This is a genomic window from Candidatus Zixiibacteriota bacterium (assembly GCA_018820315.1).
GTDB lineage: Bacteria > Zixibacteria > MSB-5A5 > JAABVY01 > JAHJOQ01 > JAHJOQ01.
In genome coordinates this window covers 1-18,156 of the sequence record JAHJOQ010000134.1, presented here as the reverse complement: position 1 = coordinate 18,156, position 18,156 = coordinate 1, and the positions used below count along the sequence as shown (strand labels likewise).

General features: G+C 50.1%; 15 protein-coding genes. 7 read left to right on the top strand and 8 right to left on the bottom strand.

What is annotated here, in order from left to right:
- The first annotated feature begins 32 nt into the window (after positions 1-32).
- Complete coding sequence (locus KKH67_12945; GenBank protein MBU1320087.1) at positions 33-1,487, top strand: NADH-quinone oxidoreductase subunit N; 1,455 nt, start codon at positions 33-35, stop codon at positions 1,485-1,487.
- 115 nt (positions 1,488-1,602) lie between these two features.
- On the opposite strand, the gene KKH67_12940 is transcribed toward KKH67_12945, so the two are convergent.
- Complete coding sequence (locus KKH67_12940) at positions 1,603-4,254, bottom strand: S8 family serine peptidase (GenBank protein MBU1320086.1); 2,652 nt, start codon at positions 4,252-4,254, stop codon at positions 1,603-1,605.
- 82 nt (positions 4,255-4,336) lie between these two features.
- Positions 4,337-5,725, bottom strand: coding sequence for an amidophosphoribosyltransferase (locus tag KKH67_12935; protein ID MBU1320085.1), 1,389 nt, complete (start codon positions 5,723-5,725; stop codon positions 4,337-4,339).
- Positions 5,726-6,049: 324 nt separating this feature from the next.
- On the opposite strand from KKH67_12935, the gene KKH67_12930 reads away from it, so the two are divergent.
- Positions 6,050-6,850 carry a hypothetical protein gene (locus KKH67_12930; GenBank protein MBU1320084.1) on the top strand — a complete coding sequence of 267 codons (801 nt, stop codon included), beginning with the start codon at positions 6,050-6,052 and terminating at the stop codon, positions 6,848-6,850.
- A 91-nt stretch (positions 6,851-6,941) separates the two neighbouring features.
- On the opposite strand, the gene KKH67_12925 is transcribed toward KKH67_12930, so the two are convergent.
- Positions 6,942-7,661 carry a hypothetical protein gene (locus KKH67_12925; protein ID MBU1320083.1) on the bottom strand — a complete coding sequence of 240 codons (720 nt, stop codon included), beginning with the start codon at positions 7,659-7,661 and terminating at the stop codon, positions 6,942-6,944.
- Positions 7,662-7,679: 18 nt separating this feature from the next.
- Entirely contained in the window at positions 7,680-8,828 is a 1,149-nt protein-coding gene (locus tag KKH67_12920; protein MBU1320082.1) for an FAD-binding oxidoreductase, read from the bottom strand.
- Positions 8,829-8,960: 132 nt separating this feature from the next.
- On the opposite strand from KKH67_12920, the gene KKH67_12915 reads away from it, so the two are divergent.
- Together KKH67_12915 and KKH67_12910 are read left to right on the top strand one after the other, a co-directional pair.
- Positions 8,961-10,172, top strand: coding sequence for a dicarboxylate/amino acid:cation symporter (locus KKH67_12915; protein MBU1320081.1), 1,212 nt, complete (start codon positions 8,961-8,963; stop codon positions 10,170-10,172).
- Positions 10,173-10,356: 184 nt separating this feature from the next.
- Positions 10,357-11,004, top strand: a complete 648-nt coding sequence (locus KKH67_12910) for a MamI family restriction endonuclease (GenBank protein ID MBU1320080.1) — start codon at positions 10,357-10,359, stop codon at positions 11,002-11,004.
- Here the strand turns inward: KKH67_12910 and KKH67_12905 are convergent.
- The 4 genes from KKH67_12905 to KKH67_12890 form a co-directional block, all read right to left on the bottom strand.
- Positions 11,001-13,028 carry an N-6 DNA methylase gene (locus tag KKH67_12905; GenBank protein ID MBU1320079.1) on the bottom strand — a complete coding sequence of 676 codons (2,028 nt, stop codon included), beginning with the start codon at positions 13,026-13,028 and terminating at the stop codon, positions 11,001-11,003. The two genes, KKH67_12910 and KKH67_12905, sit on opposite strands and share 4 nt — an antisense overlap.
- Positions 13,029-13,201: 173 nt before the next feature.
- Entirely contained in the window at positions 13,202-13,909 is a 708-nt protein-coding gene (locus KKH67_12900; protein MBU1320078.1) for a DUF2461 domain-containing protein, read from the bottom strand.
- A gap of 235 nt (positions 13,910-14,144) precedes the next feature.
- Positions 14,145-14,528, bottom strand: a complete 384-nt coding sequence (locus KKH67_12895) for a hypothetical protein (protein MBU1320077.1) — start codon at positions 14,526-14,528, stop codon at positions 14,145-14,147.
- 195 nt (positions 14,529-14,723) lie between these two features.
- Positions 14,724-14,927, bottom strand: coding sequence for a winged helix-turn-helix domain-containing protein (locus KKH67_12890; GenBank protein ID MBU1320076.1), 204 nt, complete (start codon positions 14,925-14,927; stop codon positions 14,724-14,726).
- A 388-nt stretch (positions 14,928-15,315) separates the two neighbouring features.
- Between KKH67_12890 and KKH67_12885 the strand changes: the two genes are divergently transcribed.
- The 3 genes from KKH67_12885 (at position 15,316) to KKH67_12875 (ending at position 17,985) form a co-directional block, all read left to right on the top strand.
- Positions 15,316-16,695: a sigma-54 dependent transcriptional regulator gene (locus KKH67_12885; GenBank protein MBU1320075.1), complete on the top strand. Its 1,380-nt coding sequence runs from the start codon at positions 15,316-15,318 to the stop codon at positions 16,693-16,695.
- A gap of 227 nt (positions 16,696-16,922) precedes the next feature.
- Positions 16,923-17,309 carry a pilus assembly protein PilE gene (locus KKH67_12880; protein MBU1320074.1) on the top strand — a complete coding sequence of 129 codons (387 nt, stop codon included), beginning with the start codon at positions 16,923-16,925 and terminating at the stop codon, positions 17,307-17,309.
- Between the two features lie 274 nt (positions 17,310-17,583).
- Complete coding sequence (locus KKH67_12875) at positions 17,584-17,985, top strand: prepilin-type N-terminal cleavage/methylation domain-containing protein (GenBank protein MBU1320073.1); 402 nt, start codon at positions 17,584-17,586, stop codon at positions 17,983-17,985.
- The last annotated feature ends 171 nt before the right edge of the window (positions 17,986-18,156 follow it).

The window sequence follows — 18,156 nt, the reverse complement described above, 5'->3', positions numbered from 1 at the left end:
ATCGGGCAGTGTGCTCGAATTGAGGCGCGAATATGGAACTTGACTTTCCACGAATTGACTACGCGGCAATAGCTCCAGAATTGATCATAGGAGGGTTTGCCCTGCTGGTGATGCTCGTTGCGCCATTTATGCCCCGGGAGAAGCGCTGGCTGACCGGTCACATCTCATGGATAGGCATTATGGCGGCATGCCTTGCGGTGTGGTTCAATTGGGGAAGCGACGTTTCCACTTTCGCCGGGCTCTATACTATTGACCTGTTTTCATCGCTTTTCAAGATGATCTTTCTGCTCGGATCGCTGCTCGTAATATTCATGTCGGATAATTACGTCAGATTGCGAAATCTCCCAGCAGGCGAATATTATGCGCTCATACTCTTTGCGACGCTCGGCATGATGATGATGGCGTCCGCGGCTGATCTGATAGTGTTCTTTGTCGGGCTTGAGATCATGTCTGTCGCTTTGTATGTCCTTGCCGGATTCCGTCGCAATGATCTTAAGTCGAATGAAGCCTCTCTCAAGTACTTCCTGCTTGGAGCATTCGCCACCGGCTTCCTGGTGTTCGGCATCGCATTCATATATGGGGCGCTCGGAACCACATCGATTGCGCAGGCATTCAGTTCCGGCAGCTATGCATTCGAAAACTCAGGACTCTTCCTGATGATCGGTGGAGGCTTGCTGTTGATCGGACTGGCGTTCAAATTGGCGTCATTCCCGTTTCATATGTGGGTGCCGGACGTCTACGAGGGTTCTCCCACGACGATCACAGCCTTCATGTCCGCAGGGCCGAAGGCTGCCGCAATCGCAGTCATGGCGAGAGTGTTCATATTCGCGTTTGGCGAGCATGCTACCGAGATATCCTCGATTTTCTGGTCGCTTTCAGTGATGACGATGTTCACGGGCAATCTGATCGCTCTCTCACAGACCAACGTGAAACGGATGCTCGCTTACTCATCGATTGCTCATGCCGGATATATGCTGATTGCCTTCGCAACCGCCAGCAGCGATGCGGTATCTGCGGTCGCATTCTATATGCTCTGCTATACAGTTATGAACATCGGCGCCTTCATGGTGCTTGTCATAGTTGAGTCCAAATCTGATGGGGACAATGACCTGACCAGCTTCACGGGTCTTGGCAGAAGGCATCCCATTCTTGCTGCAACGATGGCGCTATTTCTGATCTCGTTGGCCGGCATCCCCCCGACGGCGGGCTTTACGGCGAAGTTCATGATTTTCAAGGCTGCCATCCTAAAAGGACACATTCCTCTTGTAGTCATAGCAGTGATCAACACACTCATCTCAGTGTATTACTATCTCAGAGTGGTTGTTGTAATGTTCATGATCGATACGGAAACCGAATACCGGCCGGTGACCTATCCAGCTTTCCTTTTCGTCGCGCTTGTCATTGCAGTTATGGGGGTGTTCGCGTTAGGCATGTTCCCGGGTACATTGTTCCCACTTGACCAGCCGCTGCTTGCTACATTCCACTAGCCTCGAAGCAATATTTCATATATTCAAATTCTATCTCTCCGCAGGAGATTTCTCAACGAGGCAGCATGGCGCTAATGGCTGCTTGATAGGAGCTGTTCTCTCTATGGGAGTGTGGTCAAGGGGTATAGCTGCAAGGCTCAGGGCCTGCCAGGAAGATATATGCCACGAGATACACGATATCATCGATATCAATCTCACCACTGCACTCGCAGTCGCCAACATCAAGCGGAGTAGGCGCCGGTCCGCCGCTGAAGATATATCCGATCAGATAGACGACATCATCGATGTCAATATCACCTGAGCCGTCGGTATCACCGGACGGCATGACAAACTCGTACGTGGGAATGAAGTCGACACGCAATGAATCATGCAAAACATTCGACGATGGAGCGCCTGATGAAAGATATTCTGTGAATCGGCAACCCTCGTCACGACTCATCCCCACCAGGGCTGAGAATCCTAATCCGTAGCTGCCCACTTCAAGATACTGAAAGGTTATCGTGTGGTCCGAAGTGAGAATGACCTCAAAAGTGATCATGCTGTCGGCAATCTGATGGAAGTTGCCGACCTCATGGTATTCTATCACCAGCGAATCGTTGCCGGAAGAGTTATAGTAATATATCGCTCCATGCCCCGCACCAATTGAATCGATGCTCAGATCCTCCCAGAAAGCTGCAAGCAATGCGTCTATCCCCGGAGACGGAAACCCGATGTCGGCAAAGTAGCCGTCGATGTTGACTTCATCGGAGACAAAGGAAAGACCACCGTTGACTCCGGCATACAGAGAGGTGAATACGCCGTTATAGAAGTTGAAGGGGAAGCCAATTGAAATCTTCCGAGATGTGCCGTCATCAAGTGCGGATGTGGGAATAGCTGCGTTGTGAAAATCGTCGGGATCCAGCCGAGTGCCTATCGATGTAATATCGACCCATTCGAAATCGGGCTGAGGTGGGCTATCGCTGTCAACATTCGCATAGTCGGTATCATTACACATGACATCGAAAAATACGGGAATTCTGAGCGGAGACCAGGTGCCGTAGTCGACAGTAATCATACCTTTGTAGTTGTAGGTTGTATCAGCGAGAATGTCAGATGACAGAGTTATTAGAAGGTCCTGCATCCCTCCTGACGCAATCGTACCACTCATCGGCGAAACCTCAATCCATCCTGGCGAGGCAAGTCCTTCGAGTGAGTCTTCTATCTCGATTGTGAAATCAACAGGAGACGAATAATCCCTGTTGGTCAGAAGCACTCCCACAATAGTGCTTTGTCCTCCCACGACCCAGGTGTCTATATGGAGCGGCATTGCAGTGATGCCGGGCGGAGGCAGAAACTGATTCGCTGCTATAAGATTGGGGCGTGGGCCGATCCATTCGGTCGGATTAGGCTGCAGAGATCCCGTATTCGTTAGCAGTCCGACAACAGCGTCAGGGGAGAGGGGAAACCCGTACTCGGCGAAGTAGATACCCTGCAGACATGCCGCAGCACCGGCGATCATCGGGGAGGCTGCCGAAGTGCCGCCGAATGTCTCGGTATAGTATTGATCGTCATCGCCGTCTCCACTGAACAAACCGCCGTAACCGGTGGTCACCACACTTTTCCCCCAACCCTGCAAATCGATACGAGAACCGTAATTCGAGAAATACAGACGCGATCTGTCAGGACCAAATTGCCCGTTGGGAGGAGCGCCCGCGCCGACTATGATCGCCCTCGAATAACGAACATCTCTGTCGAATCTGCTTTCATAGAGAGGATCATCAAGGTTCTCATACCCGTTTCCGCCGGCTTCCACGACTACTATACCCCGAGCTGCGGCCATCTGGATAGCGTCAAAATTCGCCTGAAAATACTCGACGGGTACATAACCCATCTGATCCGGTCGCGTGGCGAAATTGTATCGCGGACCGGGACTGTGAAGTTCGATGAGTATTATGTCTCCTGCCTGGAGAAGTGATGCAGCGACATCTATCGCGGCGGCAGTCCCCAAACCATCGATCGAGATCAGATCTATGTCGGAACCATAAGCTATACCTGTAATTCCATACTCATTAGAATCGGCGCACATCTCACCGGTAGTCGCTGTGCCGTGATTGATCCAGTCTGTTGCTGCTACAGGGTTGCCGGCAATGACCGATCCAACATTGTCGCCGAAATCCTCGTGATCAGAGTTCAGATTCCCTTCAATGTCAATTATCCTGACCCCAGTGCCGGTGCCTCCAGGAATCGACCAGCAGAAATCAGCTCCGATCCCCTCCGGCGGGTCATAGAGATACCCCTGATCTCCGGCAAAATCGGGTGTCGGAGGGGGTATATCCTGAGCCGGCTCAGGCATTGGCTCAGCATATACGCACTCAATGTAGGGGAGATGTTTCAGGCTATTGACAATATCTTCCGCTTGGCGATGATCGGTAACCAGGACCTCATAATATGAATTCTTATCAACTAATGGTCGAGCCATCGAACTCTCAAGGCTGCTATGCTCGGCATCTATCTCTGCCTCGCTCCTGTGAAACAACCGTTCAACAGTACTCCCATGCAAGAGCGCATTGAGCGCCGACAGATCGACATCTGACAGACTGACCAGCCTGTCACTCCTCAACCGCACTGACGCGAAATCGTCAAATTTGATAACGACGCGATCAATTACCATATGCGGTGAAATGGTTACAGCTTCGCTGCTGGCAGGCAGGGCGGCCCCGCGCGCACTGCCCCCATAGCACATCAGCAAAGCAATCGATACAATGCTGCAAAATCTTCTGATGTTCATCCGTACCTGATTCTGAGTGAGAATCTTAAAAGCCGCTCTCACGGCTATGATATTACAATTATCGTATATGTCAACCGGGTATTTAACCGAGTTTCAACTTACCATTCTGGGCTTCGATAGGGGTGGGATACTTGCCGGAGAAGCATGCGACACAGAAGTCGTTGTCTGGCAATGAATTCATGGAGAGCATCCCTTCAAGAGACAGGTAGCCAAGTGTGTCTACTTCAAGATGTTTTCTGATCTGCTCAACTGTGAACTGCGATGCGATCAACTCTTTTCGCGTTGGCATATCTATGCCGTAGAAGCAGGGGCTGATGATCGGCGGACATGATATTCTCATATGCACTTCTTTGGCACCCGCCTCGTAAAGCATCTTGACGAGTTTCCTTGATGTTGTGCCGCGTACTATCGAGTCATCGACTACTACTACACGTTTGCCTTTCAGCACTCCCTTGACGGGGTTGAATTTGATCTTAACATCGAGATCACGAATCTTCTGTTCCGGATCAATGAATGTGCGTCCAACATAGTGGTTTCTGATGAAGCCGATTTCCATCCTGAGGCCGGATTGTTCGGAGAAACCGAGCGCCGCCGTATTTGATGAGTCAGGGACGCTGATCACTATATCCGCATCGGCCGGATGCTCTCTTGCGAGCTGCCTGCCGAGCCGACGACGAACCTTGTCAACATTTTCGCCGAAGATCATGCTGTCTGGTCGTGAGAAATATATGAATTCAAAAATGCAGAAGGCGTGCCGCGATCGCCTCTCGATTGTCTCACTCTGGAGCCCCTTCGGGCCGATTTCCAGTACTTCACCGGGGTCTATGTCACGGACATAACGAGCGCCGATAATGTCGAACGCGCAGGTTTCCGATGCCACCACCCACGATTTGTTTAGTCTGCCGAGAGCAAGTGGTCGGAAGCCGAGTGGGTCGCGAGCGGCGATGATACTGTCGTCGGTCATAAAAATCAGACTGTATGCACCCTGGACACGTTTCAAAGCGGCGACGATCTTCTTTCGCATCGGCCGCTGCTTGGATCTCGCGATGAGGTGCAGGATCATCTCCGAATCGGATGTTGTCTGGAAGATGGCGCCGGAAGCTTCAAGCTTCTTCTTCAACATGATGGAATTAGTGATGTTGCCATTGTGACCGACGCCGAGATGGTACGTCCTGAAACTCGTTATGAGGGGCTGTACATTCGCAAGTGTCGAGGAGCCTGTTGTAGAGTACCGGTTATGGCCAATAGCCATGCTCCCTTTCAGTTTCTTCAGGTTGACCTCTTCCGAAAAGACCGCACTAACCTCACCCATGCCTTTGTGGATGTGTATGGCTCCCTTGTCGTTAGTAATAATCCCGGAGGATTCCTGGCCCCTGTGCTGGAGGGAATATAGCCCGAGGTAGGTCAATTCGGCTGCTTTTCGGGCGCCGTAGATTCCAAAGACGGCGCAATTGTCATGAAGCGATGCCAAGTTTCACTTGCCTCCTCTAAAGAGAAACCACAAATCTACGTTTCAATCCTGCAATGTCAAGGCATTTGTCACTCGATTGGCTGCAACAAATGTGAAAGCGATTTCACTCATCATGCCACTCTTGCCCTGAACAAAGATACAGCCAGTCAGACAGAAAATACTCGCATTCCGCTGGGCAATATCTATATTACGTTAACGTCTTGTTACTTCGCCGGTTCGCACACTGAAATGACGATCTTTTCCGATTCCTCGGGCTGCGAAAGATAAGGCGGCCAACATCGGGCGATTTGGTTACACGGCATGAACTTTGCGCAAGGTGTGTGTGTGAAAGAATCTACTGACATCATGGAATCGCTGGAACGCATACGACTGAAGTATGAAGCGTTGCGACAGATCGCCGTCAAGGCTGCAAGCGGGAGTAGTCTCTCAGACATTTGTCAGGCTGCACTCGAAAACGCAGTTGCTATCGTTGAGGTGGAAGCTGGATCCCTCACGCTTGACCGCCCCGGCAATTTGATCCCTGACCGATTCTCTGCCGGCTCCGACGAATTCGCAGCTGTAATGACGGACCTTCAGGCAAGACTGATTTCGATGCTTCGGGATGATTTTTCTGTCGAGAATCTATTTCTGACATTCGACAAGAACGGTCCGCACAGCCTCTTTTCTTATCCACTGATGATCGGCGGAAAAAACATCGGAACCATTTCAGGTGTGACATCCGGAAAGAGAAAACTGGCCGTCGAGGAGGATTTCATCGAAGCGATATCCTCTCAGTTGGCACTTGCTCTAAGCACAGTAACTGGAGCCGATGCAGGTGACGTAGACATAAAGAAAGCCAAGGTCGAGGCCGTCGTCGAGACTGCCGTTACCATAAATCATGAGATCAACAACCCTCTCACGGCCGTTCTCGGCAATGTTCAATTGCTGCTTGTTGACAAAGATAAGATGGATGCGAAGACCGTCAAGATGCTCCAGGCTATCGAAGTTGCTGCACTTAGAATTCGAGAAGTCACCCGTCGATTGATGGACATGGTCGAACCGCAAGTCACCGAATATACTACCGGAATCAAGATGGTGGACATCGAAAAATCCTCTCGTAAATCTAATCAAGATGATTCGCAATAGCCTCTGGCGATTGCCTGCAGATATAGATTTAGACATATAGAAAAGGCGGATGATTTCTCACCCGCCCTTAATTGTTTGATCAAGCAGCGGGCTAGAACAGAGCCATGACGCTTCTAAAGCTCTCATGCAACTGTACGACCGATTCTTCAATCTTCTCGTCCGACTTGGAATCGATGACTTTCTCGATGTCGTCAATCGATGACTCAACTTTCCCAACTGCCGCCAGATATTCATCCTTGATCTCCTGCTGCGATTCGTTGAGCTTTGCGGATGCGAGCTTTTTGCAGCCGCCCCTCAATGCCGGCAGCGCAGCCTTGATACCGGCATAGTCCTTATTCGGAAGAAGCTCGTGCCATACTTGAGCAACGATGGCATGGAATTCATCGAGTTCGACAGGTGAAGGGACAAGAGATGATGCCATGCGTGCAAAAGCCTCATGCATTTTATCGAAAGCTTCGGCAAATACTTCATCATCCGTTCCCTCGGCAGCAACCATTAGCTGGTCTACCGCCGCGAGAAAGAGGCGTCGCTCCTTTTCAAATGCCTCCGCCACCGGAGCAAACGTCGAATCGAGCTTTAGGTCCGCAATAGTCGCCGCCTGCGTAACCATATTGGGAACGTGCTGACGGACTGTTGCGTAGTCCTTTGCCGGCATGTACTTGTGACATGAAGGCGCAATCACATCATGATAGGTTTGGATGCACGCGATGTCGATGCCGCGAGTGCAGTCCGCACCTTCAGTGCCGAACGACTGGGCAGCAAACACAAATAAGAGTATAGCTGCCACGAAAAGTAACCTTGATATTTGCATCACTCCTCCATTATTTGATCAGATTACCACTTTTTCAAGTTCCTTGGTCGATTCCTTGAAACGCTCGAATGAGAGCGGGGTGAGATCAATTGAACAACTTTCACTCGTGACCAGTTCTGCAATCAACTTGCCGACTGCCGGTGCGTGCATGAAGCCGTGACCGGAGAATCCGGCCGCAACGATGAAACCTTCAACGCCCGGCACCACCCCTAGAATGGCCTTGTGATCCGGCGTCACAGAATACAGCCCAGCCCAGCTCGTGGCTATTCCAGCCTCTTCAAGAATGGGGATTCGATCCATTGCCTTCATAATGATTTCATCAGTGTAATCAGGATCGAGTGACTCATCGAATCCCGGTGCCGTATCCGGGTCGGCCCAGCCGAGCAGCAATCCTCCCGATTCACGATGACAGTAGAGTCCCGATGCGACGTCGACGACCATAGGAAATCGATGGTCAAGCCAAGCAAGTGGTGAAGTTGTGCTGATCTGTCTCTTGACAGGCACAATCGGGAGGTCTACGCCGACCATCTTTCCGATTGATGCTGAACTCGGCCCGGCAGCATTAATGACTATCTTGCAGGCAATGTCGCCTTTATTCGTAGAAACACCTGTTATCTTTCCGTTGTCTACTTTGATGCCGGTGACTTCAGTCTCGACTTCGACCACAGCACCAAGTTTCTTGGCAGCCTTAGCATAACCGTGTGTGAAAACATGCGGATCGCCGATTCCATCCTTGTGACAAAATGTGCCCCCCAGTATGTCGTCTAATCGAACATTGGGAGCAAATTCGCGAATATCGTCAGGAGTCAACCACTCGACCGGCACACCGTTGGCCAGTTGCAGATCCATATTCTTGCGGAATATGTCCTCATGCTCGTCGGTGGAAACCATGAAGAGATATCCGCATTGATCGAATATGCCCTCCTCGCCGGTCTCATCCTGGAAAGCCTCCAGAAGGTTCTCCGACATCAGCGACATCTTTATGTTTATTTCAGATGAGAACTGGGCTCTTATACCTCCGGCACATTTGGCAGTAGCGCCCGCGCCGATAAATCTGTCCTTCTCGATAATGACAACATCGCGCATCCCAAGCTTTTCGAGATAGAACGCAATCGCTGCTCCCACGATGCCGCCACCAACTATAATCGCTTCTGCACCAGACTTCATGACTCAATCCCCGTTGTTGAATTCGCGGTAAATCTATCTAAATGGCACATAAAGTCAAGGCATTTTGAATGTGCAATTCTGGATCGAAATTGTTGTTGTATATCCGACTGATGCGACTTACATGTAGATATCATGTCACCCGCTGTCAACAGATACATCATCATCGGTATTGTCGTCGGGATCATAGTCGGCTCGGTTCTCGGTTGGTTCCTTGGCGAGCGCATGATGTGGGCAGGGATGATAGGCGAGCTGTTTCTAAATGCGCTCAAAATGATAGTGGTGCCATTGATCGTTACGAGCATGATCACGGGTGTGATATCACTCGGCGATGTAAGGCGTCTCGGTGTAACAGGTGCGAAGACGCTGGCTTACTATCTTGTAACCACCGGCATTGCAGTAGCGATCGGAATTGTACTGGTCAACATTATCCAGCCCGGGGTAGGCTCCGCAGCATCGGCCGGTCTCAGTGAAGTCGGTCATCCCGGCGAGTACAGCATTTTTGATGTCATCCTCGGGATGATTCCATCGAACATCGTCGCGGCCATGTCAGAAACCAGAGTTTTGCCGCTGATTATCTTCTCTCTCGTGTTCGGCGGCATTGTCACGACAATGGGGGAGAGGGGGAAGCCCCTGAAGGATTTCTTCGTGGCCGCCAACGAAGCCGTCATGAAGTTCGTTCACCTCGTGATGCTCCTCGCGCCATTCGGCGTATTTGGTCTGATAGCGGCCAGGTTTGCCGAAGCGGGCGGTGCAGGGTTTGTCACCGAACTCATGAAGGTTGGGAAGTATTTTATTACGGTCGTAATCGGATTGACGATTCACGCGATGATAGTCCTGCCGTTGATCCTCAAGTGGTTTGGCAAGCAGAATCCGGTGAAGTATGCAGGTAACATGATGCAGGCGCTGCTGACGGCCTTTTCGACCGCATCGTCATCGGCGACACTTCCTGTTACGATGGAATGTGTCGAGGAGAAGAACGGCGTCAGTCACAAGTCATCGAGTTTCGTGCTGCCGCTCGGTGCGACGATCAACATGGATGGGACGGCGCTCTACGAAGCTGTCGCTGCAATCTTTATCGCGCAGCTTTATGGCATTGATTTGACAATCGGTCAGCAGATAATGATATTCTTCACCGCCAATCTCGCGGCAATCGGCGCAGCGGGCATCCCTCAAGCGGGACTGGTGACGATGGTGATGGTGCTGCAGTCGGTTGGGCTGCCGGTGGAGGGTATAGCAATGATCCTGAGTATAGATTGGTTTCTCGATAGATTCCGCACGACTGTGAACGTATGGGGCGATTCGGTTGGCGCAGCGGTGATTGCACAGACGAAAGAGATTAGATGAACTAATGTATGTCAGGATTAGCACGATCCTGACACATATGTTCCGGGTGCCCAGCCGCTTGCTCCTTGATGCTTTGATACTAAAGGGGTGATCGCCCCAGCGCCTATTGACATCGGTTTTCAGGCTGTGTATATTCTCCGGAGAGAGATCGGTATCAGAATGTATCAGCCGTAAACAGGGACGAATGATGCCACAGGAGGAGAGACTAGTCGAGACCTTGCAGCTGCTTCAGCTTCATTACGATGCGTACACAGAAATAAAGCCGTACGCAGATAAGTACGCCCATCCCCATCCCACAGATACACGGGGTTGGTCGCAAATTATCGTCAGCGCATTGACCGGTATACAGGGATACTCAAGAAAGAAGGGACCGGATCTGGAGGATGGATCGGACGTGAAGGGGGCGAATTGCTGGGATGCGATTGACACACCCCGTTTCAACGGCTGCATCAAAGCAGGAACACATGCATCAACCGCTGATTCGCTGAGTTCTTTGGATTCCATGCCATACTTGTTCTTTGTGATGTGGGACATGACGGAGAAAACAGGTCATAAGCGCTGTCGTATCTGGGTAGTGAGGACCCAACACGATGTAGAGTTCCGGAAGATAGCTGGAGCTTGGTATCATCAACGTGAAGAAGGGATAATAAAGAGTAACAATTTTCAGCTGCATCCGCCTCGAAACCTTGATAGGAACGTTTTCAGAAACAATTGTGGACATCTCAAGTATCCACTCCTATTCGAGGCGCGCATAGATAATGGTCTATTCTCCTGCACCACTTACAATGAAGTGGTAATGACCAGGGGTGCCTGCATTACATCCGAAGGCTAGACTACCAACATATCGTTGAGCCCACTCCAAGTCTCATGTAGTGAAGTATTCGATTCATTTAGACGGATGTTTGCCGTTTCAAACGCCTTCACAGCATCATCGTACGCTGTTCGCTTGACTGTGCCTGTTCGAGGAATGGCCAATCTTATTGACAGAAGCTCCCTTGTCTTAATCCGATTGTGAGAGGAAGAGGTTCCACATGTCAGAGAGCGAATCTGGTTCTGCGCATAGTCAGACAGGAGCAATAACATAATCTCATATGGGTTGTGTCCTGATTTAGGCCTCATCACTTCAAATTCTGTTGAGCATGTGAGTTCAAAGGGCATGTTTGGGACCACCAAGACTCTCGGTATTCTAGGATTAATCTTCGAGAACAGAATGTCACCTGCTTCACATGGCTTGCCCGGGGTTTTCGGCTCATACGCGATCAGTTCACTTACGTTTAGCGATCCGAAGTCTCCGACGTGGAGAACGCTGATACATTTCTGAGATTTTGCCTCACGAATCCCTCTCCTCGACTTCGAGGTTAAGTTAACAAGCGACTCAAGAGAGTGTACTTCAAACTCTTCATCGTTTGCCAGGCCTTCAATTTGCTGAAGCGTTCTAAGACGATCCGACGAATAGTGCGATGGTGTCCAACTTTCATCGGTTAGGAAACTGGGGGCAACCGCAACGCAGGAGGGGGAATCAGCGACTATCTTGAAGCAGGAAATCGAGTTGCTTTCTTGTGTGAAGCTGGACATTGCATCAAACAGAGGTTCTAAAGCATTCATACCTTCTGCTTTCTTGTACGGAACACCTTTTTTTGAAGAAACCTCAAAACCTAGACTCAGCACCTTTCCCATCAATGCAGCCTTGCCTTCTGGCTTTTTCTTCTCAACCTCAAGGATGCAGGTCTTCGTTCTCGTCCCTGCCTGTGCAAATGTAACAGCTGGCAGTTCTGTAATGGAGCGAATAGTCCAGTGCTCGTGTAATTGCCCGCGCAAATAGGAAGGTAGTCCCGATGAAGAGATCACGGAATCAGGAACGACGGCCAAAACTGTCCCGCCTGGTTTAAGAAGACTCAGGTACCGATCAAGGAAGAGAAGTTCAGAGTCAATCAACCCTCCCCGACTCTGAATATAGTTGTGGAGGAATGGAAAGTACTCTAGACTATGAAACGCCAGATCGGAACTTTCAAAGCGAGCACCAAATGGTGGATTGGTGAGAATTAGATCGCACTTCTGCGAATATGCGTCCAACGGCGAACTAGCAACAAGCGAATTGCCTCGATATATCTTCGGATTTTCGATGCCAAAGAGGGATAGATTCAACAGGCTCAGACGTGCCATCTTATCGACTTTGTCCTGTCCGACCAAAATAGGACATGAACTCATCCTTTCTTTCACGGTCCATGCTCGATAAAATTGAGCAAGGAATGAACCAACGCCGCACGAAGGATCGCAGATGATAGGAGGCTTCGAATTAGTGAACCTCTTGCCTCTGAGTCGGACTATCCCCAAATCCACCATGAAATTGACTACTTCTGGCGGGGTCATATACTGCGCGTCTTCGATGTTCTGTCGGAAATTGTCTCTTATGAAATGACAGAAGGCCTCATTAAGAAATTCAAACGACTCTGAGCCGTTGCTTCCCCTCAAATACCCATTAAAAGATTGAAGGACGATCTGCGCGAGTCCCCTCGCCAGAGCTTCTTCTGATTCGGCAATATTGAATTTGGGGTTCGGTCCGAGGAGTGATCCTCCATCGTAGTTTCGGAGTGTCTCACTTTTTGCAGCCAAAGAGAGTGCAGCGTTTAAGGAAGAGACAAGACCGTGACCGCAGTGGTGCTTCTCTAGAATCTCCTTTAAGCTAGGTACCCTCGACTCTGGATCTCGTACCGATGCGATCTCTAGGCAGAGTAGTTTTGTGACCTCGTCGAGCTTAGAGTTAGAATCATCTAGTCTGCCTGACTTATGGAAGAGTTCCCGCATATCCAGCAGTCCTACATTGAACTGCTTCAAGAGAGTGTTCTCGTTCTTCATCCTTGATACCCTCGTAGTAGTGTAGACATCAGTGCCATATGAGATTGCAATCTTAACACAGATTATAATCTGTCAACTAAAAACTCCATAGTCCCCTCGTTAGTTCTGCCCGGCCATGCTTCTGTTCTGTCTGACCTGTGCGCATTTGGCTTTCCAGGTGCGCACCAGACATACTAATTCGCCGCTCGCTCGGTCATCGCCACCAGCCACTTGTGAACCGGCAAATATGGTCTTAGCTTGTCATAGCAAAAATCAACTGCCTTCGGCGTAAATATCTCTTTTGGAATCCTAATATCAATACCGGCATGAAAGCCATTCATGCGCAGCAGATCAGCATTCCTGTGATCCGGGTCGAATCCGCGCGGAACTCTCTTGTAGTTCTCCCGACCGATCGACGTGCCGGGAACCTTCGATGCCTTTGCGACAATTCGAGTCAGCTCTTTGCCATAGATATCGTGCACACAGGAATTGCGATACTCTTCAAGCAGATGCGGCGGAAACGTATACATGCCGACACCGAGCCACATGCGCGGCGGATCGAGATGGAAGTAGAATCCGGAGCACTCCATCCGTCTGGCATCCCCCTCCCAGAACCAGAGGCCGAGATGCGTCTTGTACGGCAATTTGTCCGCACTGAATCTGACATCGCGATTAATACGAAATATCGACTTATTTACGTGCGGCTCGGCATGGATGCGAGGCACGATCTTTCTCAGCCGTGTACCGAGCGCGACCACGAAATCTCTCGCCGGTGCCATGACGAACTGATCGTAGTCTGTCCTGTGATCATCAAACCACACTCTTGAATTGTTCTTCTTGAGCCCTTCGTAGAATTTCACACAATCTCTTGGGAAGCCGTCGAAATCTGCTCTCGGTGTCATGCCGTTCTCCTTGAGAAAATCAAATCGCGCGATCGCCAATGGCATATACTTCACGCTGGCTGATATGTCAATCATTATTGAAATAGAGGCGATTTCGTGCGCGGGCGGGAATCCCTTTCTGCCCGATTCGCGCACTAATCATTTCAGAGACCCGCCAGGATGTGAACTCTGACGACACCATAAGAAAAACGCACCCATAAGACGGGTGCGTCTAATCTCATCCAGAATCTCATTCTCAATCAGCGATGGCGAATCCTCCGGGAGCTCTCACCGGAGCGCGCAAAAACCCATTCAGGTAAATCACAACTGGTTGAGAAATGCCGTCATAATGGACCTCATAGCGTGAGATAAATCCACTTTTCTTGAAGCTCTTGCCGGGCAGTTTGAAGTGGCAGCAATTCGCCAACCGATCTGCTCTGATCCGCTGGCCTTCAGGTCCCCTCAGTTTTGCGATATACTTCCGCTCGCCATTGATTCCGCCCCCACAATTTATGGGATTGTCTGCAGAGTATCCATAGCCGGAGTCCTTGACTATGATTATGTCGTGACTTTGCTGAGTCGAAGAGCAGCCAACGACCAGGAATGCCAGCATCGTCAACAGTAACAGTGATCCCCTCATACACTACTCCCTTCGGCATACGATGTTATCGACGTATAGTGTAATTATCGGATGCTGGACACACTGATACAGCGTAACGAGACTGTTGCACAAATGTTATACATGTGTGGCACATGTGAACATCTGCCCGATGCCGTTGAGAAGATGTAATTGCGGAGCTACATCCGCATATTTTGGATCATCGACCGGGCAGTATTAGCGCCCGGCAATCTTGACCTTGAAAGAGCTCTTTGTAGCGTTGAACTCCACTTTGTTCTCTCTCGCTAGCCAACCAAGAGCCAGATATACTACATCTGACTTTTCCTTGGTAGCTGTGGAGAGCTTCCGCGGCGACATTTCGCCATCTCTTTCGAGCTTCTTCCAGATGTTACCGGCAACTATCCCTATTCTGTCTTGCATCTTGAACTCCTTTTCTGAATCACAGGGTACACGATACAACTCATCAATTAGAATCTGATTAGGTAACTATGACTATCATAGTTATTTTCGGCCACAAAGTCGAATGTTTAATCGTTTATCGTGAACTCACTCTTGTAGCCTTCAACCAGTCCTAACCCCTTAAACAAGACTCGCAAGCTGATAAGTTCCAAATTGATTCGGTTTAGCTCCGAATAGTTTGGAAAATCTTATCCGGCGAGGCGCAGATGTTGGCTTTGAGCTGGTCAAATGGCCATGTCTGCTCACAACCCGAACATTCTTTGCAGAATGCGAGTCTGCGCCCCAAGAAGCCGTTTAATCTGCCATAAATCCGCCGATATCTGTATGCGAGACAAAGGAGACTGGCAGAATGGACAAAACACGTGTCTTGGTAGTGGATGATGAGGAGAGCATGCGCAATTTTATGGAAATCATGCTCTTCAAAGAGGGTTACGAGGTCGAGTGCGCATCGAGTGGCGAAGAGGCCATCGCGAAGATTCGCAAAGCGGCTCCGAACGTGATCATAGCCGATCTGATGATGCCCGAGATGACAGGGCTTGAATTGCTGTCGAAGGTGAAGCGGATGGACGAGGACATACCATTCATCGTCATGACTGCTTTTGCTTCAGTCGATTCGGCGATTGAAGCCATGAAGAGCGGAGCGTATGACTATATCACTAAGCCATTTAAGATCGATGAGGTGAAGCTTGCGTTGAGCAAGCTGTCGAAGGAAGCTCTGATTTCAGAAGAAAATAAGGACCTAAAAACGCGGCTATCGACAGAATTCTCATTCGACAATTTCATTGGGCAGAATCCTCGCGTCCTGAAGATGAAAGAGATGGCACTGACCGTTGCCAATTCGGATAGTACCGTCCTTGTCAGGGGAGAGAGCGGCACTGGAAAAGATCTTATTGCTAAGGCAATGCACTATCATTCGAACCGAGCGGGGAAACCATTCATAACGATCAACTGCGCGGCGCTGCCCGAAACACTCCTGGAGAGCGAACTATTCGGACACGTCAAGGGTTCGTTCACCGGCGCTTTCAAGGATAAGGATGGTCTTTTCAAGGTTGCGGATACGGGGACTTTCTTTCTGGACGAAATCGGGACAACGTCTCATAGCATACAAGCCAAACTTCTCAGGGCGCTGGAAGAGAAGATCATAACTCCGGTCGGCTCGACTACGCCAATCAAGGTGGATGTCAGGCTGATCGCTGCTACAAATGCCGATCTGGAAACGGAAGTTGAAGCGAATCGCTTCAGGGCTGATCTGTTCTACAGGCTTAATGTCCTGCCGATTTATATCCCATCGCTGAGGGAACGGCGCGAGGATATTGAACTGCTGGTGAACCATTTCGTGCGCATATACTCAGAGAAGATGAAGCTTCCAATCAGAAAGGTATCAGGAGAAGCGCTGAGTGCATTGGTCGCGTACGACTGGCCGGGCAATGTCAGGGAACTTGAAAACAGCGTTGAACGAGCGCTCCTGCTGTCGAAGTCGGATGAGATTGTAATAGTTGATTTTCCGAAGAATATAACTGAACAGGTTCCGAAGACAGCAATCGATCCGAGAGACAAGGCTACGACGCCGACGCTGGAATCGATCGAGAAGGCATATATCTTCTGGACGCTGAACCAGACCGGATGGCAGAAATCGAGGGCGGCTAAGATACTCGGCATAGACCCATCCACTCTATATCGGAAGATAGACCGATACGATCTCAGGCATGCGGAGAAGGGCGACTCGTAGATGTTGATTCTCGCATTTTGCAGTATGGAGAACGCAGGAAGCAATACTTGGGGCGGTGAGTCGTTGACTTGTCTCTACAGTAAGCGATGTAGTCGCAACAGTGTCATCGACTAAGAACATTGCCTGCAGTTGGGCACCCTCTTTGCGGCATCCGGATTGGTCGAATTCAAAGATTGGAGTAACATTTGAGACGGGTGAGGACAACAGGTTTCACGCTGATAGAACTGATGATCGTAGTCGTGATCATCGGCATTCTCGCCGCAATGGCTATCCCGAAGTTCATGACTGTGGCAGCTCGGAGTAAACAATCGGAAGCAAAAAAGATCCTGAAACAAATCTATGTCAACCAGCGGGCGCATTTTCAAGAGAATGAAACCTATTGGGATCCGGGTGGTGTCGTGCTTACACCGGCCAATCCGGACGCCTACAAGGATATTCTGGTAGAACTGATGTCAACCGCACGCTATGCGTACAGCATGGTGGTAAATGGCAGCAGCTTTGTAGCGACTGCAACGTGCGCGGATCCGGGGTTGGATGATGATCCAGCACCCGATGTCTGGACTATTGACGACGCAGGGAATCTTGTAAACACTTCGGATGACGTGACAAGTTAGCATTGCGTTTTGCGATGTGCCAAGGGCAAAGTGAGAGAGTTTGAATGATCCTGAACATGGTTTGAACAGCAATTATGAACAAGAGAAGGAGACATCACAAAATCGATTGTATTGCATCGCAAAGGGATAAGCAGAGAAATGAAAGTTTCCCGCAGAGTTTTCGCCGATGGGCGCGATCTTTGCGAAACTGTTAAGCGAGAGTCAAAGAGAAATCGAGGACTTAGTAGAAAGAAGCAGAAACCCATATCAACTCAAAGCTCGTAGGAGGGCAAAAATGTTGTCAAAGTTCCACAAATCCCAGAAGGGCTTCACGCTGATCGAACTCATGATCGTCGTGGTCATCATCGGTATTCTTGCCGCGCTGGCGATTCCGAGATTCATGACGGCGAGCACCAAGTCGAAGCAGTCAGAAGCCAAGCAGATCCTCAAGCAGATCTACGTGATGGAGCGTGCGTATTTCCAGGAAAAGGGCTTTTACACGGATGACCTGGCTGAGCTCGGTGTTGAAGTGATGCTGCAGGCCCGTTATGCCTACACAATCGTAGTTACCGGTGCTGCATTCGTCGCTACCGCCAACGCGCCTGATCCGGGTATCGATGATGACGCGGCGGCGGATACCTGGACTATGGATGAAGACGGTACTCTCACCAATACGGTGAACGACGTGGTCACATAACCAGACTCCGCGCAATTTGCGAACGTGTGGAAGGGCGGCGACCATCAAATGGTCGCCGTCTTTCTTTTGCCAGGGCTTATTGAAAAAGTCTCGCGTAAAACAAAGCCGTCATCGCGAGGAGCAAAGCGACGAGGCGATCTCTATGTCGACTAAGGCTGCACCCTGCGCTGT